This window comes from Pseudomonas sp. GX19020 (assembly GCF_023371075.1).
Classification (GTDB): domain Bacteria; phylum Pseudomonadota; class Alphaproteobacteria; order Rhodobacterales; family Rhodobacteraceae; genus Pseudogemmobacter.
Genome location: NZ_JAMCCR010000007.1, coordinates 77,359 through 100,223 on the forward strand (window position 1 = coordinate 77,359; position 22,865 = coordinate 100,223).

18 protein-coding genes are annotated in these 22,865 nt (G+C 63.1%); 7 read left to right on the forward strand and 11 right to left on the reverse strand.

Annotation, left to right across the window (positions count from 1 at the left end; genetic code table 11):
• Window positions 1-3 precede the first annotated feature (3 nt).
• The 3 genes from M3484_RS12975 to hisN all read right to left on the reverse strand — a co-directional run bounded on the left by M3484_RS12975 (window position 4) and on the right by hisN (window position 3,199).
• The gene (locus tag M3484_RS12975) at window positions 4-1,485 is read right to left on the reverse strand and encodes a phospholipase D-like domain-containing protein (protein ID WP_249497199.1); all 1,482 of its coding nucleotides are present in this window, start codon (window positions 1,483-1,485) and stop codon (window positions 4-6) included.
• An 89-nt stretch (window positions 1,486-1,574) separates the two neighbouring features.
• Window positions 1,575-2,369 carry a DeoR/GlpR family DNA-binding transcription regulator gene (locus tag M3484_RS12980; RefSeq protein ID WP_249497200.1) on the reverse strand — a complete coding sequence of 265 codons (795 nt, stop codon included), beginning with the start codon at window positions 2,367-2,369 and terminating at the stop codon, window positions 1,575-1,577.
• Window positions 2,370-2,386: 17 nt separating this feature from the next.
• Complete coding sequence (gene hisN / locus M3484_RS12985; protein ID WP_249497201.1) at window positions 2,387-3,199, reverse strand: histidinol-phosphatase; 813 nt, start codon at window positions 3,197-3,199, stop codon at window positions 2,387-2,389.
• Between the two features lie 131 nt (window positions 3,200-3,330).
• Between hisN and M3484_RS12990 the strand changes: the two genes are divergently transcribed.
• The 3 genes from M3484_RS12990 to M3484_RS13000 all read left to right on the forward strand — a co-directional run bounded on the left by M3484_RS12990 (window position 3,331) and on the right by M3484_RS13000 (window position 7,105).
• Window positions 3,331-4,335 carry an ABC transporter substrate-binding protein gene (locus M3484_RS12990; protein WP_092904467.1) on the forward strand — a complete coding sequence of 335 codons (1,005 nt, stop codon included), beginning with the start codon at window positions 3,331-3,333 and terminating at the stop codon, window positions 4,333-4,335.
• An 89-nt stretch (window positions 4,336-4,424) separates the two neighbouring features.
• Window positions 4,425-5,417 carry an ABC transporter ATP-binding protein gene (locus M3484_RS12995; protein ID WP_092904786.1) on the forward strand — a complete coding sequence of 331 codons (993 nt, stop codon included), beginning with the start codon at window positions 4,425-4,427 and terminating at the stop codon, window positions 5,415-5,417.
• Window positions 5,414-7,105, forward strand: a complete 1,692-nt coding sequence (locus tag M3484_RS13000; RefSeq protein ID WP_249497202.1) for an ABC transporter permease subunit — start codon at window positions 5,414-5,416, stop codon at window positions 7,103-7,105. The genes M3484_RS12995 and M3484_RS13000 overlap by 4 nt, the downstream gene beginning before the upstream one ends.
• Window positions 7,106-7,188: 83 nt before the next feature.
• Here M3484_RS13000 and M3484_RS13005 read toward each other — a convergent pair whose 3' ends face one another.
• Window positions 7,189-8,598 carry an aminotransferase-like domain-containing protein gene (locus M3484_RS13005; RefSeq protein ID WP_249497203.1) on the reverse strand — a complete coding sequence of 470 codons (1,410 nt, stop codon included), beginning with the start codon at window positions 8,596-8,598 and terminating at the stop codon, window positions 7,189-7,191.
• Between the two features lie 221 nt (window positions 8,599-8,819).
• On the opposite strand from M3484_RS13005, the gene M3484_RS13010 reads away from it, so the two are divergent.
• Window positions 8,820-10,058: an aromatic ring-hydroxylating oxygenase subunit alpha gene (locus M3484_RS13010; RefSeq protein ID WP_249497204.1), complete on the forward strand. Its 1,239-nt coding sequence runs from the start codon at window positions 8,820-8,822 to the stop codon at window positions 10,056-10,058.
• Window positions 10,059-10,195: 137 nt separating this feature from the next.
• Window positions 10,196-10,744: a hypothetical protein gene (locus M3484_RS13015; RefSeq protein WP_249497205.1), complete on the forward strand. Its 549-nt coding sequence runs from the start codon at window positions 10,196-10,198 to the stop codon at window positions 10,742-10,744.
• Between the two features lie 76 nt (window positions 10,745-10,820).
• On the opposite strand, the gene M3484_RS13020 is transcribed toward M3484_RS13015, so the two are convergent.
• The 3 genes from M3484_RS13020 to M3484_RS13030 all read right to left on the reverse strand — a co-directional run bounded on the left by M3484_RS13020 (window position 10,821) and on the right by M3484_RS13030 (window position 13,862).
• Window positions 10,821-12,143, reverse strand: coding sequence for a TRAP transporter large permease (locus tag M3484_RS13020; protein WP_092904779.1), 1,323 nt, complete (start codon window positions 12,141-12,143; stop codon window positions 10,821-10,823).
• Window positions 12,140-12,772, reverse strand: coding sequence for a TRAP transporter small permease (locus M3484_RS13025; protein WP_092904777.1), 633 nt, complete (start codon window positions 12,770-12,772; stop codon window positions 12,140-12,142). The genes M3484_RS13020 and M3484_RS13025 overlap by 4 nt, the downstream gene beginning before the upstream one ends.
• Window positions 12,773-12,857: 85 nt before the next feature.
• Window positions 12,858-13,862 (reverse strand): TRAP transporter substrate-binding protein, encoded by a 1,005-nt coding sequence (locus M3484_RS13030; RefSeq protein WP_092904826.1) that lies wholly within the window; start codon window positions 13,860-13,862, stop codon window positions 12,858-12,860.
• Window positions 13,863-14,063: 201 nt separating this feature from the next.
• Between M3484_RS13030 and M3484_RS13035 the strand changes: the two genes are divergently transcribed.
• Both M3484_RS13035 and M3484_RS13040 read left to right on the forward strand, forming a co-directional pair.
• Window positions 14,064-16,115: a PAS domain S-box protein gene (locus tag M3484_RS13035; protein WP_249497206.1), complete on the forward strand. Its 2,052-nt coding sequence runs from the start codon at window positions 14,064-14,066 to the stop codon at window positions 16,113-16,115.
• Entirely contained in the window at window positions 16,112-16,720 is a 609-nt protein-coding gene (locus M3484_RS13040; RefSeq protein ID WP_092904773.1) for a response regulator transcription factor, read from the forward strand. The genes M3484_RS13035 and M3484_RS13040 overlap by 4 nt, the downstream gene beginning before the upstream one ends.
• A 190-nt stretch (window positions 16,721-16,910) precedes the next feature.
• Here M3484_RS13040 and M3484_RS13045 read toward each other — a convergent pair whose 3' ends face one another.
• From M3484_RS13045 to M3484_RS13060, 4 genes are read right to left on the reverse strand one after another with little or no spacing between them, the layout of a single operon-like run.
• Window positions 16,911-20,153, reverse strand: coding sequence for an error-prone DNA polymerase (locus M3484_RS13045; RefSeq protein ID WP_249497207.1), 3,243 nt, complete (start codon window positions 20,151-20,153; stop codon window positions 16,911-16,913).
• Window positions 20,150-21,625 carry a Y-family DNA polymerase gene (locus M3484_RS13050; protein ID WP_249497208.1) on the reverse strand — a complete coding sequence of 492 codons (1,476 nt, stop codon included), beginning with the start codon at window positions 21,623-21,625 and terminating at the stop codon, window positions 20,150-20,152. The genes M3484_RS13045 and M3484_RS13050 overlap by 4 nt, the downstream gene beginning before the upstream one ends.
• Window positions 21,552-22,154 carry an ImuA family protein gene (locus M3484_RS13055; RefSeq protein WP_249497209.1) on the reverse strand — a complete coding sequence of 201 codons (603 nt, stop codon included), beginning with the start codon at window positions 22,152-22,154 and terminating at the stop codon, window positions 21,552-21,554. The genes M3484_RS13050 and M3484_RS13055 overlap by 74 nt, the downstream gene beginning before the upstream one ends.
• Window positions 22,138-22,818 carry an SOS response-associated peptidase gene (locus tag M3484_RS13060; RefSeq protein WP_249497210.1) on the reverse strand — a complete coding sequence of 227 codons (681 nt, stop codon included), beginning with the start codon at window positions 22,816-22,818 and terminating at the stop codon, window positions 22,138-22,140. The genes M3484_RS13055 and M3484_RS13060 overlap by 17 nt, the downstream gene beginning before the upstream one ends.
• Window positions 22,819-22,865 lie beyond the last annotated feature (47 nt).

The window sequence follows — 22,865 nt, forward strand, 5'->3', positions numbered from 1 at the left end:
CAGCTACCGCTGACCCTTTTTCGGGCGGCGGAAGCGGCTTTTCAGCCGCTCCCACCCTTTAAAGATCCCGCGCTTTGAGGGGCTCTCGAACATCTCGTCCGGGCCGTTCGGGTCGAGGATCTCATTCTCGGCAAGCCATGCTCCGATGGCAGAGAGGTCCGGAACCTCATACGGGACGAGGCTGCGACCTGGTCCGCGCAGCGCCCCGACCGTGGCGATCAGCGAGCCGGTCGCCTCCAGGCTGGCGGCAACCTCTGCTGGTGTGACGCCCAGATGTTCGGCCAGCAGATCATTGCGCAGCGCCGCGATTTCATCCTTCAGATCCGCATTGCCCGCCTCATCCGCCGAGAGGATCACATCGCATTCACTGTCGAGCCGCATCGAGCGGTTGTTGAAATTCGAAGATCCCACCCGCAGGATCTGATCGTCCACAACCATCACCTTGGCATGGACATAGATCGGCTGTCCGCCTGCGGTCTGCGGATGCCAGATGCGCAGACGGCCGTGGTGGTCGATCCGCTGCAACGCTTCGACCAGCTTCGCGCGGGCAGTGTCCATCGCCAGCGGTTCCAGCCAGCCATGGGCGGTATGCGGCATGATGATAACGATCTCCGGCGGGTCCGCCTCTGCAAGCCGTTCGGCAATGGCATGCGCGATCCTGCGCGAGGCGAAATACTGGCTTTCGGCATAGATCATCCGCTTTGCCCGCGCGATCATATCGATCCAGGCGGCCTCGATCTCATGGACCGGCTCCTGCCCGTCCATCTTCGGGATGGTCCGCGAAATACCAAGCCGCATCTTTGTGAATGAAGTCGCCAGCCCTTCGGGCCAGCAGTCGTGACACTGCGAACAGGGTTCAAGGCTTTCCCCGGTGGCAGTCAGCCAGCGCGCCCGCGCCAGATCGCCGATGGCCCGCGCGGCGTCCCCGTCAAAGGCGCTGGTCGCATCATGCCAGGGATCCGTGGGCCGTCCGCCCGGGCCGACACGGCGCGGATCATCATCAAGATGATCGCGCGTGTCCCATCGCTGCATGGTCAGATCAATGCCGCCCGCAAAGGCGATACTGTCGTCGATCGCCACGATCTTCTGGTGATGCGATCCGGCCAGCGGATGCTTTGCATCAAGCTTCAGCGTGATCCGGGGATGCGCCTTCCAGCGCAGAATGGTGAAGATCGTATTGCCGCGCAGCATCGCCCTGAACGCACCCGTATCCCAGCGAAGCAGCCTGATCTCAAGCGACGGCGTCCGATCCGCCAGCCAGAGGATAAAATCCCCCAGCCGCTCGGGCCCCCCGTCCCTGCTGTCGCCAAAGGTGATCCGGGTGTCGAAATCCCAGCCCACCAGCATGATCGAATGCCGGGCCTGAAGAAGCGCCTTGCGCAGGGATACGAAATAATCCGCGCCATCAACGACAAAGGCAAATCGCTGCGCGGTCTCGACCCTCCAGCAGGTTTCACCTGGTCGCAGCAGTGGGCTTTCGGACATTTTCCCTCACACCGCAATCATCACATCGGCAACGCCCGGGCCTGGCAGAGGTTCCCTCGCAACCGGCACGGGCATCGGCCTTCAGCGCGTCACTGCGGCGCTTCTGCACCCGCGCAAATGATGCGGTTGCCGCTTTTTTCCTGCAGCAGCGTGAAATGGGGATGTTCCTGCGCGGCGGCGTCCATGATGATATGGTCGGGTTCACCGGCCGATGCAAAAGAGATGCGACCGCAGCGCCCCAGTTTCGATCCGTCTGCCAAAAGGATCCGGCGCGTGGCGCTGGCAAAGACAGCCCGCGCGATCTCGGCCTCTTCAACGAGCATGCTGGTCGCGCCATCCGCCGCGCTCAGGCCATAGGGCGATGAAAACGCGATATCGGCCCGCACATTGGCGATTGCGGCAAGGGTCGTCATGCCACAGGTCGAGGCCGGTGCCGAAATGAAATCGCCGCCAAACAGAATGGTGCGATTCTGGCGCGCGCGCGACGTGGCCGTGCTCAGATGATTGGCGACCTCGACCGAATTGGTGAAGACCAGCAGGCCGCTCAGCCCGGCCAGTTGCCCGGCAAGGCAGGCGGTGGTGCTGCCCGCATCGATCAGCAAGGTCTGGCCGGGGCTGACAAGCCCGAGACAGGCCCCGGCAATCGCCCGCTTTTCGCGCAGGTTCTGGCGGGTCCGTTCGGGATATGGCGCTTCATTCTCGGCATGTGACGGCACGATACCGCCATGAACGCGCCGCAGGGCACCCGCTTCTTCCAGCTCTTTCAGGTCGCGCCGCACCGTCTCGCGTGAGACGCCAAGTTCGGTGACGATCCTGTCGATGCTGACCTGACCAAAAGTTTCCAGAAGGGCGCGGATCCGCTGATGACGCTTTGCCTGCCACATGGGGCGAAGACCTTTTATTAGCTGTTCAAAAAGGCCAGGGCTTCGCGATGCAATGCGGGCGTTGCGGCAGCGATGACCTGCTCGCCAGAGCCTGGGGTCAATGGTTTACCCTGCCAGTCAGTGATGACGCCGCCAGCCTCGGTGACCACGGGCGCGATAGCAAGGAAATCATAAGGCTGCAGGCGGCTTTCGACAATGAGGTCGATATGTCCCGAGGCAAGCAAGCCGTATCCATAGCAGTCGCCGCCGAAACGCCGGACCCGGGACGCATCGCGGATCGCCTCGTAATGCGGGCGTTCGCTGCTGTCGAAATAGTCGGGAGATGTGGTGTAGAACCGCGCCTGGGCCAGGTCTTCACAGCTGCTGGTGCGCGCGGCACTGCTTGTTCCGTCAGCGCCGTGAAAGCGACAACCATTGCCGGCGCTTGCGACCCAGGTTTCGCCAAGGGCCGGCATATGCACGATGCCAAGCTGCGGGCGATCATCGGTGGTCAGGGCCATAAGGGTGCCCCAGATCGGCCAGCCGGTGATAAAGCTCCGGGTGCCGTCAATCGGGTCGACGACCCAGGTCGGAGCGCCGGACTGGCCTTCCAGGCCGAATTCTTCGCCCAGAATTGCGTGTTCCGGAAAGGCCGCGCGCAGTCTCTCGCGCAGAAAGGCCTCGACCGCGCGATCTGCTTCGGTGACGGGGCTCTGGTCTTCCTTGATGTCAATTGCGACCGGCTTGCGAAACCATTGCATCCCCAGCCTTCCGGCCTCGGTCGCGATTTTGAACGCATAATCAGCAATTTCGGCCTGAATTGTCCGATTTCCTGGCGCGTCTGTAACCATGTCCGGACAACTCCCGTGCTGGAATGATGATTTTTGAAAAACCTCAATATAGCACAAATGCACAGATTGCCACATCGTCAAGCCTGCGTTACCGTTTCTGAAAAATAAAACCAATCAACAGGAGAAGGCTTATGAAGAATACTATTTCACTTCTTGCCGGGCTTGCTCTCGGGGTGGCGGCATTACCGGCACTGGCGGGCGAGATCACGGTCTATTCAGCGCTGGAAGAAGACGAGATTGCTGCCTACCTGGAGCGGGCAGCAGCCGATATGCCGGATGTCACCGTCAACCTGCTGCGGCTTTCGACCGGCGACCTTGGCGCGCGGCTGATCGCCGAGGCCGGCAATCCGCAGGCCGATGTCATCTGGGGCTTTGCCCTCACCAATATGCTTAACCCGGCGATCTATGATCAGCTTGCGGGCTATGATGCCAAAGGCGAAGATGCCCTTGGCGCGCAGTTCCGCGACAAGGATGGCCGCTGGTTTGCGCCCACGGGCTATGTCGGCGCTTTCTGCGTCAATACCGAACGTCTGGCCCAGCTGGGCGCGCCGGTCCCCACCTCCTGGGAAGATCTGAAGAACCCCGCCTATAAGGGCGAGGTGGTGATGCCTGATCCGTCCTCTTCGGGCACCGGCTATCTGCAGATCGCGGCGATCCTGCAGGGCGCGGGGGATGAGGCCGGCTGGCAGCTGATCAAGGATATCGACCCGAATATGGCACAATATACCACCTCTGGCTCGCGGCCCTGCCGCATGGCCCAGGCCGGTGAATTCGCCATCGGGGCATCACTTTCCTACGTGGCGATGCAGGGAATTGATGAGGGCTATCCGATCCAGATGGTGATCCCCTCGGATTACGCCGGCTTTGAGCTGGAGGCCAACGGGCTGATGGCTTCGGCGAAAAATCCCGATGATGCCAAACGTTTCCTTGACTGGACGCTCGGAGAAGGCGCGGCCGAAGCCTATGCGGCGCGCAAGGATCTGGTCACCATTCCCGGTGTGCCGCGGTCGCCCCAGGCGGAAAAAGCCGGTCTGCCGGAAGATCTTTCCTCGGTGCTTTTCCCGATGAATTTCGCAGCTTCGGGCGAGGCGCGTGACGCGATCCTCACCAAATGGCGCGAGACCGTCGGGCGCTGAGACGCCTGATCTGTGGGATGCGGAGCCTTTTCCGCATCCCGTCTTCACCAGCTGCCGCTGCACAGAAACTCCGTATTGAGTGAGGTATGATGACCCTGGACATCCGAGGGCTGTCGAAGTTCTATGGCACATTTCAGGCGCTGAACGAGATCGATCTCTCGGTCGGCGACAGTGAATTCGTTTGTCTGCTCGGGCCTTCGGGCTGCGGCAAGACCACGCTTCTGCGGGTGATCGCCGGGCTGGAAAGCTTTGAGACCGGCGAGATGATCCTGGGCGGGCGCGATCTTGCCACGATCGGGGCGCGTGATCGCGGTTTCGGCATCGTCTTCCAGTCCTATTCGCTGTTCCCGCAGATGACTGCGGCGCAGAATATCGGCTATGGGCTGAAATTGCGGCAGCGCCCCCGGGCCGAGATCTCTGCGCGGGTCGAAGAACTTCTGGCGCTGGTCAGACTGGAACAATTCGCCGACCGCCTGCCCTGGCAGCTTTCCGGCGGGCAGCAGCAAAGGGTGGCGATTGCGCGCGCCCTGGCAGTTCAGCCGGCGCTTTTGCTGCTGGACGAGCCGCTTTCGGCGCTGGATGCGCGGGTACGGGCCGGGCTCAGGACCGAGATCCGTCAGATGCAGAAGCGGCTTGGCATCCCGACCATCATGGTGACCCATGACCAGGAAGAGGCGCTGACCATGTCGGACCGCGTGGTCTGCATGAGCGCGGGCCGGATCGAGCAGATCGGCTCTCCGGCGGAAATCTACGCGCGGCCGGCGACCCGCTTTGTCGCAGATTTCGTCGGCAGTTCGACCCTGTTAAGCGCCGCGCGCGCGGCGGGGTTCGGCGTCACACCGCCCCAGGGCCAGGGCGACAGCCTTTTCGCACTGCGTCCGGAAGATGTGCTTATCCGCGAGGATGCGGCGGCCACGGGCCGGGTGCGGTCGATCACCTTCCTCGGCAATGTCAGCCGCGTCGAGGTGGACTGGCAGGGCGAAACCATCCTGGCCGAAACCCACCGCCTGCCCGGTTTCAGCGAAGGCGCTTCGGTTGACCTCAGCCTGCAGGCGGGTGCCGGTGTCTGGGTTCAGCCATGAGCATTGCAGGTAAACGCGTCGCGCGCGGCCTGGATACCCCTTTTGAAGAGCGGCTCTTTCAGCGCGTGGTGCTGCTGGTGCCGCTGGCGGGGCTGGCGCTTTTCTTCCTCTATCCGCTGGCGATTGTGATCTGGCGCAGCCTGTTGCAACGCGACGGGGCGGTGGGCTTTGGCAATTACCGCGAGATCCTCGCGCTTGATCACCTCTGGCGCGTGGTGTGGAATTCGATGGTGATGAGCGGTCTGACTGCGCTGATCTGTGTCAGCCTTGGCCTTGTGATCGCCTATGCGATGAGCCGCAGCAGGATACCGCTGCGCTGGCTGGTCTCGCTGGCACTGATCCTGCCACTGCTGGCGCCCTCGCTGGTACAGGCGCTTGGTCTGATCTTCATGTTTGGCCGCAATGGCCTGCTGAATTATCTGACCGGGATGCAAATGCAGATCTACGGTCTGCCCGGCCTGGTGATCGCCAATTCGATGTATGCTTTGCCTCAGGCCGTGATGATCCTTGCGGTCGCGCTGCGCTATGCCGACCGGCGCCAATATGATGCGGCGCTGGTTTTGGGCGCCTCGCCCTGGCGGCGTTTTGTCGATATCACGCTGCCATCGCTGCGCTTCGGCCTTCTGAGCGCGGGTTTTGTCTGTTTCACCGTGACCATCACCGATTTCGGCAATGCGGCGGTGATCGGCGGCAATTACCGGGTGCTGGCCTCCGAGATCTACGCCCAGGTCGTCGGCCAGATGAATTTCAACATGGGCGCGGTGGTCGGGATCCTGCTGCTGATCCCCACTTTGCTGGCCTTTTATCTTGAAAAAGTCGCCGCACAGCGCGGCGGCACCCAGGAAGGCGCGATCCCGGTCGAGCCCGACCGCTGGGCGCCGCGCGATATTCCGCTTTGGGCCGCCAGCTACCTGACCGCGCTTTTCCTGATCGCGATTGTCGCCGTGGTGATCTTCGCAAGCTTTGTGCAGCTCTGGCCCTATAAAATGAGCCTGACGCTGAAGAACTACAATATCACCACCCATGGCGGCTATGATCCGCTCTGGACCTCGCTTTATGCCTCGCTGATCACCGCGACGTTTGGCACCCTGATGTTGTTCGCCCTGGTTCTGGCGCAACGCAAGATGTCGCGCGGCCCGGCAAGGCTTGTCTATCTGCTGGCGATCATTCCGGTTGGCGTGCCCGGTCTGGTGCTGGGGCTTTCCTACGTGCTGTCCTTCAATGTGAAGCCGGTCTTTCCCGGCATTCTTTACGGCTCGGCCCTGCTGATCGCATTTTGCAACTTCTACCATTACCACTCGCAGGGGTTCCTGACGATGGTAACGGGCGTGCGCAATGTGCCGCGACAGCTTGAGGAAACCGTGACCACGATCGGTGGCGGTGTCTGGGCCAACCTGCGCGATGCGATCATTCCGATCATGGTGCCAACGCTGATTTCGGTGTTCTTCTTCCTGTTCATGCGCGGGATGGTGACGCTGTCGGCGGTGATTTTCCTGATCACCCCGAAGCTGAGTGTCGGCGCGGTTTCGGTGATGCGGCTTGATCAGGCAGGCTCATCGACACAGGCCGCGGCCTTCTCGGTGCTGATCATGCTGACCGTGCTGGCTGCCATGGGGCTGATGCGTCTGCTCCTTCTGGCGCAGGCGCGGTACAATGGCCGCCCGGGACGGGGCGAAATGGCCGGTTGAAAGGATGACCACGCCTTGCCGCGAGGCGGTTGCGCTTCGCGGCCCCCCTGAAGACCGCTCCGCGACACCAAAACTACGCGGTGTCAGCGGGCAGATAAAAGCGACGCGAGATGGCGCAGCCTGGCGCTGGTCTCCTGGGTCCAGCGGAATGAGAAATTCAGCGCCAGCGCCGCAGCGAAATTGCCCCCGGCATCGGGCATTGCGGGCGCGAAGATCGTACCGGGCAGAAAACTGGTCCGGGCCATGCCCGCTTCGCGCAAAAGCACGCCCTGGTCCAGCGGCGCGGGCAGGCTCAGCCAGCAGGTGAAGCCACCCGCCGGATCGGAAAGCGCGCCCCGCCCGCCCAGGGCTTCAGTCAGGATCGCACGGCCCTCCTGCATCCGGCGCGCGAGCGTGCGGTTGAGGTTACGCAGCTGGCGGTCATAGCTGCGCCCCGAGAGATAGCGCGCGATGCCCCATTGCACGAAACCATCGCGCAGGCGGTGCCCGTTCATGTAATGGGTGACCAGCAGGTCGCGCTTGTGCAGCCCCCCCACCACCCAGCCATAGCCATATTCCGGCGGCAGGGTGAATTCGAAACTGCCGATCTGCACCACCGTGGCGCCCTGATCGAAATGCCGCAGCGTGACGCGCGGACCCGGCCGGTAGCCAAGGTCGCCGAACATATCATTCTCGATGATCACGGTGCCATGCCGCGCGGCGATGGCGACAAGCCGCTCCATCACCTCTGGCGGGCAGGTGACACCGGTCGGAAAGTGGTTGGTCACTGTCAGGATCGCTGCGCGCACCGGATGCGCCGCCAGCAGCCGGGCAAACTCCTCCGGGTCAAGGCCGCGCAGCGGATCGGGGGTGATTTCAATCACCTTCAGATCGCGCCGCCGCAGCGTGGCCAACAGTGGGAAATAGCCGGGGCTTTCGACCAGCACGGTATCACCCGGCCGGGTAAAGCTGTCGAGACAGAGATTGCAGGCCTGGATCGCCGAGCCGGTGATAAGGATCTCGCCTGGCTGGGCAAAGGTGCCGCGCCTGGCGATATGGCGGCAGATCTCCTCGCGCATCCGCAGATCGCCATCGGGTTCCAGCCCCTCGGCAAGGCGGCGGCTGCCGGTGCGCAGTGACTGGCGCATGATGCGGTCGGCCTGAGCGCGCGGGATCAGATCGTCGCAGATCCACATGGCGCCGAAGGTCTCGAACCGGCGATCCTGCTGCGGACGCAGGAGCTGGCTGTGCAGATCCTCTGCCCTGTCGTCAGGGGCCGGATCGGGCGGGGTATCAGGCGCGGGCGGAACGGCTGTGACGAAATAGCCCGAGCGCGGCTGCGCCCGGCACAGGCCGCGACTTTCCAGAAGCTCATAGCCATGCAGCACTGTGACCGCGCTGAATCCGGTGATCCGGCTCATCTGCCGCACCGAAGGCAGGCGATCCCCTGGCCGCAAAGCGCCCGAACCGATGCGCGCGGTGATCATCCCGGCCACTTTCTCATACCTGGTCATCAGCTGGGATCTTTCAATCTGTACTGATCGAGAATGCGCGGATCTGCTGATAGGAAACAATGGCACAGCGCGTTAATCTGAGGCGTAACAGCCATTATTTGCGCGAGGCGCGGCCCGATGCGTCGGAACAGACACCGTCGCGAAGGATAAAAAGTTCCGTCTGTTCTGATTGCCCCACCCGCCTGCATCCCCCTTCACCCTCTTCGCGAGGAATGACCGCGATGACCGAAATCAGCCCGCTTGCCACCACCACCATCGGTTCCCGGATCGAAAAGCTCCTGGCACTGCAGCCGCCGGGGCGCTCGCCTTTGCAGCCGTTTTACACCGATCCCGCGATCTATGCCGAGGATCTGGAACGCTTCCTGTTCCGTCATTGGATTTGCGCCGGTCATGTCAGCAGCCTGGCCGCCCCAGGCGATTTCTTCACCGTCGAATTCGCGGGGGAGTCGGTGATCCTGGTCAGGGGCCGCGACAATGAGATCCGCGCGCTGGCCAATGTCTGCCGTCATCGCGGATCGCGCGTCTGTCTGGAACGTTCTGGCAATACGCGGCTGTTCATCTGCCCCTATCACGCCTGGGCCTATCATCTGGACGGCTCGCTCCGCGCGGCGCGCGATATGGGCCCGGAATTCGGGCGCGAGGATCATGGGCTGCGGCAATTGCAGGTCAGGATCGCCGGCGGGCTGATTTTCTTCACCTTCGCCGATCAGCCGCCGGATTTTTCTGCGGCGCAGGAGGTGATCACCACCGTCGCCCGCGCCTATGGATGGGAGACCGCGAAAGTGGCTCTGCGCAAAAGCTGGCGCATCGCGGCAAACTGGAAGCTCGCGGTCGAGAATTATCTGGAATGCTATCATTGCGGCCCCTCGCATCCCGAATTCAGCGAGATCCATTCCAATGATCAGTCGCCCGAAAAGGTCGCCGATCTTTTTGCCGCGATGCAGGCCGAGGCGGCGGCCCAGGGCCTTGATCTGCCCGAGACGGATCTTTGGGGCATTGCAGCCGGGGAAGACCGCGAACCGGTCTGGTGCAAGCGCTTTGCCCTGCTTGACGGTGCGCGCAGCGGCAGTGCGGGCGGAGAGCCGGTCGCGCCGCTGATGGGCCAGTTCACGCGCTATGACGGCGGCACCACGTATCTGAATATGGGGCCGGTCAGCTACAGCCTGTCCTATCCCGATCATACGGTGATCTACCGGTTCATCCCCCATGGCGTGAGCGAATGCGAGATGGAGATCCTCTGGCTGGTGCATGGCGAGGCCGAGGCCGGGCGCGACTACGATCCCGAGGCGCTGTCCTGGATGTGGGTCGTGACCTCCGAGGCAGATAAGCGCATCACCGAGGACAACCAGAAAGGCGTCAATTCGCGCTATTACCAGCCCGGCCCGCTGGCCGTGATGGAGGGGCGCCAGCGCCGCTTTGTCGAATGGTATCTGGCCGGGATGGGCCGGGCGGCAGACTGATCTCGCCGGTATCTGCGATCTGCGGATCTCGACAGGCTTGGCTGCCAGCCAGGTAAAGACGGCCCTGTCAGAACGAATTTGACACATCTGAGCGAGTTCTGTTCACTGCGAAAAGCGCAGAAGTCCGGGGAAAGGACATGCGTTTATCGCGTCTGATTGACCGCATTTATGAAGCCGCTTTCGTCCCTTCGGTCTGGACAGATGTTCTGGAGCAGCTGGCGCTGCGGACGGGATCCGAGGGCGGCGTCATCTTTGCCGGCGCGCCTGCGGCCCCGCCCCGCTTTGTTGCATCCGACAAGGTCGCAGCCGCGATGGCGGCTTATGCAAGCGGCGGCACCGGCGCGAACAGCCGGCCCGCCCGGGCGCTGGCGAAAAACCATTTCGGCTTCCTGCGCGATATCGATTTTCTGCCGGTCGGGGATCTGGGCCAAGACTGCCAGCAGCGCGCGCTGCGCAGCTTCGGGCTGGGCTGGCAGGTTGGCACCGTGGCGCCTTTGCTGACGCAGGAGCTTGCGGTGATGACAATCGACCACGCCTATGACAACGGCCCGCATCAGCCCGAACATGTCGTGCTGCTTGATCAGCTGCGGCCGCATCTGACGCGGGCGATGATGATCTCGGCGCGTCGTGGCATGATGATTGCGGAAACATCGCTGGCTTCATATGAGGGCGATGCGCCGGGGTAGATATGCAAATCCCGCGACCTGCTCAGGGCAGGCCGCGGGATTTCAGGTCACAGACAGAATCTGCCGGAGATCGTCGCTACATCCCCATCAGACGTGGCAGGAACAGCGTTATTTCCGGGATGTAAGTGATCATCATCAGGAAAACGAGCGCGGTCAGCAGCCAGGGCACCACCGATTTCGAAACCTCGGTCAGGCCCAGTTTCGAGATCGCCGATCCGACATAAAGGTTCAGCCCGACAGGCGGTGTCGCCAGACCGATCTCCATATTGACGATCAGAATGATGCCGAAATGGACCGGATCGATCCCCAGCTTTACCGCAATCGGATAGAGGATCGGCGCCATGATCAGGATGATCGCCGAGGGCTCCATCACCATGCCGATCACCAGCAGCATGATATTGACCATCAGGAGGAAGCCGATCTTGCCAAAGCCCAGGCTGACGATCCAGTCCGACATATGCTGCGGGATCTGCTCGGAGGTCAGGATGAAGGCGAACATCACGGCATTGGTGATGATGTAAAGCAGCATCGCCGACATCGCTGCCGAGGTCAGCAGCACCTTCGGCACATCGCGCATCCGGATATCCTTATAGACAAAGACCGCGATGACGAAGGCATAGACGGCCGAGACCGCTGCGGCTTCGGTGGGGGTGAAGATACCTCCATAGATGCCGCCCATGATGATGACGATCAGCAAAAGACCCCAGATCGACTTGCGAAACGCGGCAAAGCGCTCTCCCCAGCCGGCACGCGGCAGCCGCGGATAGCCGTTCTTCCAGGCGCGCCAGACGGTGGTGGCCGCATACATCGCAGCCAGGATCAGCCCGGGCACCACGCCCGCGATGAAGATCTGCCCGATCGAGGGCGAGAAGACGACCTCGCCATCCGGCCCGGTCGCCATCATCCCCGATGTGGCCACCGCATACATCACCATGACGATGGACGGCGGGATCAGGATCCCAAGCCCCCCGGCCGCCGCCACCGGACCAACCGCGAATTGCGGCGGATAGCCCATTTTCACCATGGCCGGGATCATGATCGAACCCACTGCCATCACGGTCGCCGGGCTTGACCCCGAAATCGCCGCGAAAAGCGCGCAGGCCACCACGGCCGCAAGACCCATGCCGCCATGCCAGTGCCCGACCATCGAGGTGGCAAAGGCGATCATTCGCTTCGCCACCCCGCCATGGGTCAGGAAGTTCCCCGCCAGGATGAAGAAGGGGATCGCCATGATCTCGAATTTCTCAATGCCGGTGAACAGCTTCAGCGCGATGCTGTCCATCGGGATCGAGGTGAAGAAATAGAGGAAGCTGAACACCGTCAGACCAAGCGCGATAGACACCGGCATCGAGGTCGCCAGCAGCACGGTCAGAATGGCAAAGATGATAAGTGCGGTCATTTCGCGGCACCTCCATTGGCAGGTGCCGGCGCGTCATCCATGCCGTCGACATGACCATGCTCGTGATGCACGATCTGGCCGGTGGTAACATAGAGATGCAGCGCCTGGATGAAGCGGAAACACATCAGCGCCGAGCCGAGCGGCACCGCGAGATAGACGATCCACATCGGCATTTCGAGGTCGGCCGAGATCTGGCCGCCGACACCCACATGGTAGACAAAGGTCGAGCCGATCCAGACAAGGATCGCGGTGAACAGGATGCCGCCCGACATGGCAATGATCGTCACGATCCGCTGCCATTTGGCATCAAGCTTCAGCACAACCATATCGACGCCGACATGGATGCCGATCCGCACGCCATAGGCGGCCCCGAATTTCGCCATCCAGACAAAGAGATAGATACAGGCTTCCTGGGCCCAGGTCAGCTTGATCGAGTTGATCGAGGAATAGACCGAACGCGCCCAGGCTTGCAGTTCGGGCATATCATTGGCACGCGCATAGCGCACCAGATCGGCGGCATAGCCGATCGAAAAGCGATGGAAGACCGCAACAAAGATCAGGATCACGGCGGCTGCCATCAGCACCGAGATCAGGACCTCCTCGAAACGGTCGAGGATGCGCAGAAACATGGCAAAACCTCGTGTCAGGGGACCAAAAAAGGGGCGCGAAGAGACCGCGCCCCCGGGTTCATGCAGGGAGATCTGTCAGACGGGATTATTCGATGCCGAGAACGCCATGCGCTTTGGCAATCAGATCGGCGCCGATCCGGGACGCCATCTCGTCATGAACCGGACGCAACCGCGCGATCCATTCGGCGCGCTCGTCTTCGGTCAGCTCATGAAAGGTGGTGTAGCCGGCCTTCACCATTTCGGCCATCGCCCATTCATTCTCTTCGCGGGCGATGGAATTGGCATAGATGGTCGATTCTTCCATCGCGCGGTCCAGCTGCTCGCGGATCGCGGGATCCAGACCGTCCCAGAAGGCCTTGTTCACGATGACCGCATAGCCGAGATAGCCATGGTTCGAGAGCGTTGCATGCTTTTGCACTTCATGCATCTTCTGGGTGAACATATTCGAGGGCGGGTTTTCAGTGCCGTCGACCACACCGGTCTGCAACGCCTGATAGACCTCGGAGAAAGGCAGCACCTGCGGCACCGCATCCAGCGCCAGCATCTGCGCCTCAAGGATCTTCGAAGACTGAATGCGCATCTTCAGACCGAGGAAATCATCGGTGCTTTCGATCCGCGAATTTGCGGACATGATCTTGAAACCATTATCCCAATAGGCCAGTCCTTTGATGCCCTTAGGATCGAGGAGGCCCAGAAGTTCCTGGCCGATCTCGCCATCGGTGATCTTCCGCAGATCGTCGTAATCCGCCATCAGATAGGGCAGATCGAACAGCTCGAACTGCTGCACGCCCAATGGGCCGAATTTCGCAAGCGAGGGCGCGAGCATCTGTACGGCGCCAAGCTGCAGCGCCTCCAGCTCTTCCTTGTCTTTGTAAAGCTGGCTGTTGGGGTAGACTTCGACCAGCACCGCGCCTTCGGTGTATTTCTCGGCCAGTTCCTTGAATTTCTGGGCCCCTTTGCCCTTGGGCGTGTCGGGGGCAACCACATGGCTGAATTTGATGGTGACAGACTGGGCCAGGGCCGGGAAGGCCGCGGACAGGGCGAGAGCAGCAGCGCCGGCCAGAGTGGCAAGTGAACGACGAGTGATCATGATATCCTCCTCAGATCCCACCGCCCTCCTGCCGTGGGATTTCCGTTTGCTTCCTTGCCAGCGTGATCACGGTTTCGCTATTGTGGATTCCCGCAATAAGGCAAGAAAGTTGCGTATGGGGCGCGGGGGCAAACAGATATGGCAACACAGGATCCCGGCAACAGGAGCAAAGGGTGAGGCGATGCGGTCACGGACCCGTCAATGACTGAGGCTGCGCCTTTGAATGCCCGCGCCCGGCCCGGTTCTACCGATCAGGCCGGGCGGGCGGCCCCGCGTGGCGGCTCCTGGGCGCTGGAGATCGCGCATCCGCCGCGCAGGCGTGTGGATCTTTTGTCCCTCGTGCCGCTGCTGGCGATCATCGCGCTGGTTGGTATGGTCTGGGCGCTGGTCTGGCTGGTGGCCCGCGACGATGTCGGGAAAGCCCGCGACAAACTGGCGACCGATGCGCTCTGGGTCGAGCAGACCCTGCGATTCCAGCTGGGTGTGGATGAGGATATGCTGGTCCGGCTGGCGCTGGATCATGCCGGCGGCGTGTCGGATCAGGTGATCGCCGCAAGGGCGCGCAGCCATATCATGTCAAATCCCGAAGTGGTTTCGATCCTGTGGTATGATGCCGATGGCGCGCCCGGATCAGCAGTGCCCCCCATCGGCTCGGAGGCGGATGACGCGCTGGTCGGGCGGATCCTTGCCAGCCCCGCAGGGGTGATCCGCCCGGTTTACGGCACGGTCGGGCGCGACGGTCTGGTGACCATCGGCGTGCCGCTGGCCGAGCGCCAGGGCGTGGTGACCGCGACGCTTTCCCTGCCCCGCGTGCTCGAGCGCCATCTGCCCTGGTGGATTGCCGAACAATATGGCGTCATGCTGGTCGATCTGTCCGGCAATGTTCTGGCCAGCCGCCAGCGCATTGAAACAGACCCTCAAAATCCGAAACATATCATCAGCTTCGACCCGCCGCTGCGGGGAACCTGGCTGCATATCAGCGCCTATACCGCGCCCGGAGCCTTTCGCGCCACCGCGCTTTTCGGCGCCATTGCCGCCCTTGCGGCCTTTGCGGTGCTGGCGCTTGGCGTGCTCTACCGCTCGTCGAAACGGCGCCGCGAGACCGAGATGCGGCTCTGGAGTGAAACCGCCTTTCGCCGGTCGATGGAGGAAAGCCTGACCGTGGGTCTGCGCGCCAAGGACCATGAGGGCCGGATCCTGTTCGTCAATCCGGCCTTTTGCAATCTGGTCGGCTGGGAGGCGGAGGAGCTGATAGGGCATCAGCCACCAATGCCCTATTGGGACCCCTCGATCCTGACCGAAACGCAGGAGCGCCATAGCCAGCTTGCCGCCGGCGGCGCGGTCAGCCAGCGCTTCGAGACCCGTTTTGTCGCACGCGACGGGCGCGAGATTGACATCGAAGTCTATGAGGCACCGCTGATCGACGCGATGGGCGCGCATCGCGGCTGGATGGGCTCGGTGATCGATATTACCGAAGCCCGCCGCGCGGCCCGGCGCACCCGGCTGCAGGATGAGACCCTAGCGCGGACCGGCCGGCTGGTGACATTGGGCGAAATGGCCTCGACGCTGGCGCATGAGCTGAACCAGCCGCTGGCCGCCATCGCCTCTTATGCGGCGGGGATGCTGAACCTGATGGAACGCCAGAAGGCCGATCCTCAGGTGCTCAGAACCGCCACGGAAAAACTGGCCCGTCAGGCCGACCGCGCCGGTCAGATCATCCGGCGGATCCAGGATCTGGTGAAAAAGCGCGAGCCGCATTTCCAGCCGCTTGATCTGAGCGCAGTGGTCGATGAAACGCTGGGCTTTTTGCAGGCCGATGCGCGCGAACACCGGGTCAGGCTTCTGCGCGACGGCGCGGCCAGACATGCGGTGGCCGCTGACCGTATCCTGCTGGAACAGGTGCTGATCAATCTGATCCGCAACGGTATGGAAGCCATGGCCGAGACCCGCCATGGCGATACGGTCACCGTCCGGCTGTCGGAAGAGCCAGGCAAAGTGGTGCTTGAGGTCGACGATTGCGGCGCCGGCATTTCTGCCGATCTGCGCGAAAGCATTTTCGAAGCCTTTGCCACCACCAAGCCGCAGGGTATGGGAATGGGTCTGAAAATCTGCCGCTCGATCATAGAACTGCATGGCGGCAGCCTGACCTGGCGCGAAGCGCGGGACGGAGGAACGGTGTTCACGGTCGCCTTGCCGGCCATGAGATCCGGGGAAGACGAGGGAAAAGCTGAGGAGAGCAGGGGGGATGCATGACCGGACTGGTTGACATCGTTGACGATGAAGAGGCGATCCGCGACGCGCTGGCCTTTTTGCTGGCCTCGCGCGATATCGAAACCCGGCTCTGGGCCTCGGGCGAGGATTTTCTCGCCGCGCAGCCGCTGGAGGATATGACCTGCATCATCATGGATGTCCGCATGGGGGGCCTGTCGGGGCCAGAGGTCTATGAACGGCTGCGTTCCATGGGCTCGGTGGTGCCGGTGATCTTTCTGACCGGCCATGCCGATGTACCGATCGCGGTTCGGACCCTGAAGGCCGGGGCCTTTGATTTTGTTGAAAAACCCTTCAATGACAATCACATCGTTGATCTCGCTTTGCGCGCGATTGCCGCCGGCCTGGCCGCACAGACCCAGGCGGCGCATCGGCGCGATTTCGACCATCGCCGCGCCTCGCTGTCGCAGCGCGAGGCCGAGGTGATGGACCTGATGCTGACCGGCGCGATGAACAAGCAGATTGCCGATCAGCTTGGGATAGCGATCCGCACGGTCGAGGCGCATCGCGAAAAGGTGCTGAGCAAGATGGGGGTACGCAATGCCCTCGAACTCGCCGCACGGGGGCGGGCGCTGAGCCCTGATCCCTGAAGGCAGATCCCGCGATCAGCTCATCGCAGCAGGGATCCGGCTCTTCCCGACCCCGGTGGCTCGCCGCATGTTCCATATCCGATCCGCCCGCATCGACGGAAGACAGCCTGGTGCAAAAGGCATTACAGGCCGGTTTGCGATACGGGCTGCGAAACCCCGGTTCAAAAGGGGCGGGTATCAGCCCCGTCCCTCAGTGAAAATCCCGGCTCGGGAACAGCTTCTTCGCCTGCTCTCTGGGGTGCCGCGCCCTGCCCGCTGTCCGCGTCGGTCTGACGGTCTCCCCTGCCCTCTCGGTTTCAGCCCCGATCCGCAGCTGATGCCCGATGGTTGAAAGCCGCGCTGACAGGTCCTCGATTGCTTCCGCGATCAGATGGGTGACCTGCCCGTCACGCTCGATCCGCCCCGTCACCCGCAACAGCCGCCCTGCCACCACGGCGGGGCGGAAGGTGTCATAGATCTTCTTCCAGACCACGACATTCGCAGTGCCGGTCTCGTCCTCAAGGGTAAGAAAGACCACGCCCGAGGCGGTGCCCGGGCGCTGGCGGGTGATGACCAGGCCTGTGAGCCGGATGCGGCCTGTCGCGTGCAGGAGCGAAGCCGCCGGCAGGCTTTCGGGCAGATTGGGTCGCAGGAGTTCCAGAGGATGCGCCCGCAGGCTGAGGCGCAGGGACAGATAATCCTCGATCACCTCCTGGCCGAGCGTCATCCGGGGCAGATGCGCCACCGGCTCCTGCCCGCCTTCCCCATCGAGACCGAACAGCGGCAGCGGCTTTGGCGCCTTCAGCGCTTTCGTCTGCCAGAGGGCATCGCGCCGCGAGAGACCAAGTCCTGCGAAACCATCGGCTTCTGCCAGCCGGTCCAGCGCGTCGGGCCTGAGCCCTGCGCGCCGCCAGACGCTTTCGACATCGGGATAGCCATTGCCACGCGCGGCCTTGATCCATTCCGCATCCTCTTCGCGCATCCCCTTCACCTGACAAAATCCAAGCCGCAATGCGTGCGATCCATCGGCCCGGGGCTCGATGGTGCACTCCCAGATGGACTCGTTCACCGAAACGGGGCGCACCTCGACACCGTGGTCGCGCGCATCGCGCACCAGCTGGGCCGGTGCGTAGAATCCCATCGGCTGGGCATTCAGCAGCGCGCAGGTGAAGATCGCCTGATGGTGACGCTTGAGCCAGGCCGAAATATAAACCAGCCGCGCAAAGCTGGCCGCATGGCTTTCGGGGAAACCGTAAGAGCCGAAGCCCTCGATCTGGGCAAAGCAGCGGGCCGCGAAATCCGCGCCATAATCACGCCCGACCATGCCGTTGATAAAACGGTCGCGGAAGCCGCCGATGGTGCCCATCCGTCTGAAAGTGGCAAGCGAGCGGCGCAGCCGGTCGGCCTCGGCCGGGGTAAAACCGGCTGCCACAACGGCGATCTGCATCGCCTGTTCCTGGAACAGCGGCACGCCATAAGTGCGGCCCAGCACCTCCATCATGGCCGGGCAAAGATCTTCAACCTTCTCACGGCCCTGGCGGCGGTTGATGAAGGGATGGACCATGCCGCCCTGGATCGGGCCTGGCCGGACGATGGCCACCTCGCAGACGAGGTCATAGAATTTCCGCGGCTTCATCCGGGGGAGGAAATTCAGCTGCGCCCGGCTTTCGACCTGGAACACCCCGATCGCATCCGCGCGGCAGAGCATGTCGTAGACCGAAGCATCATCGGGTGGGATATTCGCGAGCGTCAGCTGCTCTTGCCGGTGATGACTGATCAGGCCGAAGGCATTGCGGATCGCGGTCAGCATCCCGAGCGCCAGCACATCGACCTTCAACAGCCCGAGCGCGTCGATATCATCCTTGTCCCATTCGATGACGGTGCGGTTCTCCATCGCGGCATTCTCGATCGGGCAGAGTTCGTCCAGTCTTCCTTGTGTGATGACGAAGCCACCGACATGCTGCGAGAGATGCCGGGGGAAGCCGATGATCTCGGCGATCAGCTTCACCGCAAGGGCCACGCGGTTGTCCTCGGGGCTGAGGCCCGCGTCGCGCAGCCGGTCCTCGCCGGGGGCTTCTGACGACCAGCCCCAGATCTGGCCGGAAAGCCGGGCGATCACGTCCTGGCTCAGCCCCATGACCTTGCCGACCTCACGGATCGCGGCACGGGCCCGGAAATGGATCACCACAGCGGTCAGCCCGGCGCATTCGCGGGTGTAGCGCTTATAGATCCACTGGATCACCTCTTCGCGGCGCTCATGTTCGAAATCGACATCGATATCCGGCGGCTCGCCGCGTTCTTTCGAAATGAAGCGTTCAAAAATCTGGGTGATGCTCTCGGGAGGCACTTCGGTGATGCCGAGCAGGTAGCAGATCACGGAATTGGCGGCAGACCCCCGGCCCTGGCAAAGGATCCCCTTCGAACGCGCAAAGCTGACGATATCATAGACCGTCAGGAAATAGGGCGCATATTCCACCTCGGCGATCAGGCGCAGCTCCTTTTCGATGCCGGACATGACTTTTTCGGGCGCGCCGTCCGGATAGCGCCAGGCCAGCCCCTCGCGGGTCAGCCGCTCAAGACGGGCCTGGGCGGGCTCGCCGTTTTTTGTCTCATCAGGATAGCGGTAGCGCAGCTGGTCCATGCGGAAGGTACAGCGGTCGGCAATTTCGACCGTGCGGCGCAGCGCCGCCGGATAGCGCTGGAAGATACGGGACAGTTCCTCGCCGGATTTCAGGCGATGTTCTCCATTGGCAAGGCGCCGGTCACCGATATTGTCGATGGTGCAGCCCTCGCGGATACAGGTCAGCACATCAGCGACAGGGCGCCGGCTTGATCGGTGCATCAGCACATCGCCGACCGCGACTTTGGGCAGGCCGGTCGCCTGCGAAATCCCGGCCAGACAATCAAGCCTTTCCTGATCCTGCCCGTCATAGACGGGGGCCGCGCCAAGGAAGCACTGACCGGAAAAGCGGGCGGACACCCGGAGCAGATCCCGCTCGAAGCCGCTCTCTTCCAGCGGATCGGGCGGCAGGGCGATCAGGATCATCCCCCTGCCCCATTCCTCGAGATCGGCCAGGCCAATATGGCAGCTGCCCTTTTCAGCGCGCCTTTTCCCGAGCGATAACAGCCGTGTGAGCCGCGACCAGGCGACCAGATCGGTTGGCAGCGCGAGCCATTGCACAGGACTGTCGGTCAGCACGAGACGCGCCCCGGGGATCAGGCGGGGCAGAGAAGCCTCCTGCCCTGCCTGGCTTTGGCCCGCCTCCTGCGCAACCCGCGCGAGTTCCTTCAGAGCAGAAAAAGCCCGGACCACCCCCGCGACCGAGTTGCGGTCGGTGATGGCGATGGCCGTGAGGCCAAGATCGGCCGCGCGTTTCACCAGTTCCTCGGGGTGAGACGCCCCGCGCAGGAAGGTGAAATTCGAGGTCACGCAAAGTTCGGCATAAGCGGTCACAGGAAAACTCCCTGGGCATACCAGTCCGGTGATCCCGATTGCGGCGTGCGGAAGAGCCAGAGCCGTGGCCCCTCACTGGTTTCTACCCGCCAGTAATCCCGCACGCCGGAACGCCAGGCCGGGTCGTCACACCACCATTCCGGCGTGATCCGCTCCGGGCCATGGGCCCGCAATGTGGTGAAACCCATCCTGCGCCAGCTGAACCGCGCGGGCGGGTTGCCCGAGACCTGGGTCAGCGGTTCTGCCGGAAAGAGGGTGACGGGCCGGCGGGGGCGCCGCCCCTGCGGGAATGGCACCGGCGGCGCAGAGGCGGCCGGAACGGCCACGAAACTCCGCTCGGGAATGCGGCTGCTGGCGGGCAGGAAGCGCTGCACGGCATCAAACCCGAGCCGGTTGCCGATCCGGGAGACCAGATCTGAGAGCTCATCCCCGGCCCGCGCCTCTGTATTGCCGATCTGCTCGGGGGCCAGCGGCTCGGTCATTGTGGCGGTGAGGCGCAGCCCGTCGATCCCGAAACCGGAATCGACCTCATCGACCCCTTTGAGGAACAAAGCCGAGATCCGGGCCGGGTCGCGCATTGCGCGGGCAAGCCCCACATCGACCACCGCCGCCGAGCGGTCCACGCGCTGCAGCTCCAGCCGGACCGCGCGCGCGCCCATCCGGGCCAATGCCAGCTTGTCGCAAAGCCGGATGAGCAGCCGGTCGAGCACGCCCATGACATCCGCCGTCAGCCCGATCGGATCGGGCAGGGTCATCCGCACCCCGAAATGCGGGGCCTCCGCCCCGGCCGCAACCGGCTCAGACTGCGCCCCGAGCGCCTGATCAAGGCGGCGCAGAAGATCCGCGCCGAACCGCCGCGCCAAGGGCGGCCGGGGAACGGTGGTCAGATCAGCGATCCTGTGCAGCCCAAGCCGGATCAGAGCTTCGGCAACTGCAGGGTCGATCCGAAGCGCGCTGACCGGCATCGGCCCGAGCCGGGCCAGGAGCCCGCCTTCCGGGATCACGCCGCCGCCATGGCGGGCCAGGGCCCAGGCGCCGCCACGGGTTTCGGCTATGGCGCTCTTTGCACAAACGCCGGTCCGCTCACACCGCGCCTCGAGATCGGCAAGCAGCTCTGTCTCACCGCCAAAAAGATGCGGCACGCCCGAGACATCGACGACCAGCCCATCCGTTCCGTCTTTCGCTGCATGTGGTCCGTAACGGCTCGCCCACCGTCGGAGGCCCTCAAGCGCCCTGCCCTCGCGGATCAGATCGGCCGGACGGGTGGAAAGCGCCGGGCAAACCGCGCGCGCATCGGCGAGCGGCATGCCGGGATGGAGGCCTGCCGCCGTGGCGGCCTTGTTCAGACAATGCAGATGTTCCGCGTTCGACGCCCTGAGCGTCAACGCAAAAGGCCCGTCAAGCGGGCGGATCCTCAGGCTGACATCGCTCGCGAGCCTGGGGAACCAGATGGACAGCAGCCGTCGCGCCATTCCAGCTCACATCACAGAATACAGTTGTTCCCTTTTTGTTCTTATTAAGGATCCAGCGATGGCGAGTCGAGTCCAGAGGTGAAGGCAGCGGATCACATTTCCAGCGCGTCTCGGCGGCATTGCTGCCTTTGCCTTCCTGGATCAGCATGAGGCCCGTAGTGTGCCCGGCCTCGGCGGCAAGCTGGAGCCGCCTGCCCGCGGTCAGCGTGATGGGCTTTTCCGGCGCTGCGATGACCAGAGACACCGGTCGCGCCCGCAAAGCCTCTTCAACGGCCCAGAGCAGATCCGTCTCACCCGGGGCCTCGATGAAATGCAGCCGCCCGGCAACACCTTCCGGCAGGGATCCCGGCAACAGCCTGTCCCGGTCATGCGCAAGCATGATCCAGAAAACCGGCCCCGCCAGCCGGGCGGCCTGAAAGAGAGCGAACCCGATCCGACCGCGCCCTTCGACCTCATGAACGCGGCTGTTCAGAAGGTGCAGCGGGTCCGCATGGCTCTCATATGTAAGCCGGTTACGCAGGGTCTGCATGGTGCCCCTCCGCCACGATCTGAAGCTGTCCGTCGGGGAGCGGGCGCTGCAGATTCAGCGCCGTATTCGTGTCCGCGGTCAGCCAGCAGCGCCAGTCCTCGGGGCGCGTCAGGATCACCGGCATGGCTTTGGGATGCACGGGCCGAACCTCGGCATTGGGCTCGCAGGTCAGGAAACCGAAAAGGTCCGCGGTCACTTCGCCCTCTTTCAGTTTCCTGACCGAAGTCCATTCGGTACGGATGCCGGCGAAGAAGGCAAGCGGCCGGTCCTGGCCGAGGGCAAACCAGACCGCGCTGTTGCGAGGTGCTCCCGGTCGGCCATCAGGTTCGGAGAAGCTGGTGAAGGGAACGAGGCAGCGATGTTCTGCTCCGAGCCAGCGGCGCCAATGGGGCGATCCGACATTGCGGATATTCGTGACGCCCGGATCGGTGCGCTTGCCGGTCAGATAGACTGATGGGGTCGGCATGCCCCATCGGGCGGTGGTCAGGGTCCAGCTGCGGCCGTTACCGTGGCGAATGATCGGTGCCGGATAGTCGGGAAAGAGACCGGAAGCAGGCGCGAGATTGCCCGTGGTATCGATAAGCTCCTCGTCTTCGCCCAGCACGTGACGAAAGACCTGGCGCATCGCATCCTGGCTTTTGGTCTGGGCGTAAAGGTTGCACATGATTTCACCTCGCAATGTTCCCGCATGAGAACAATCAAAGAACCTAT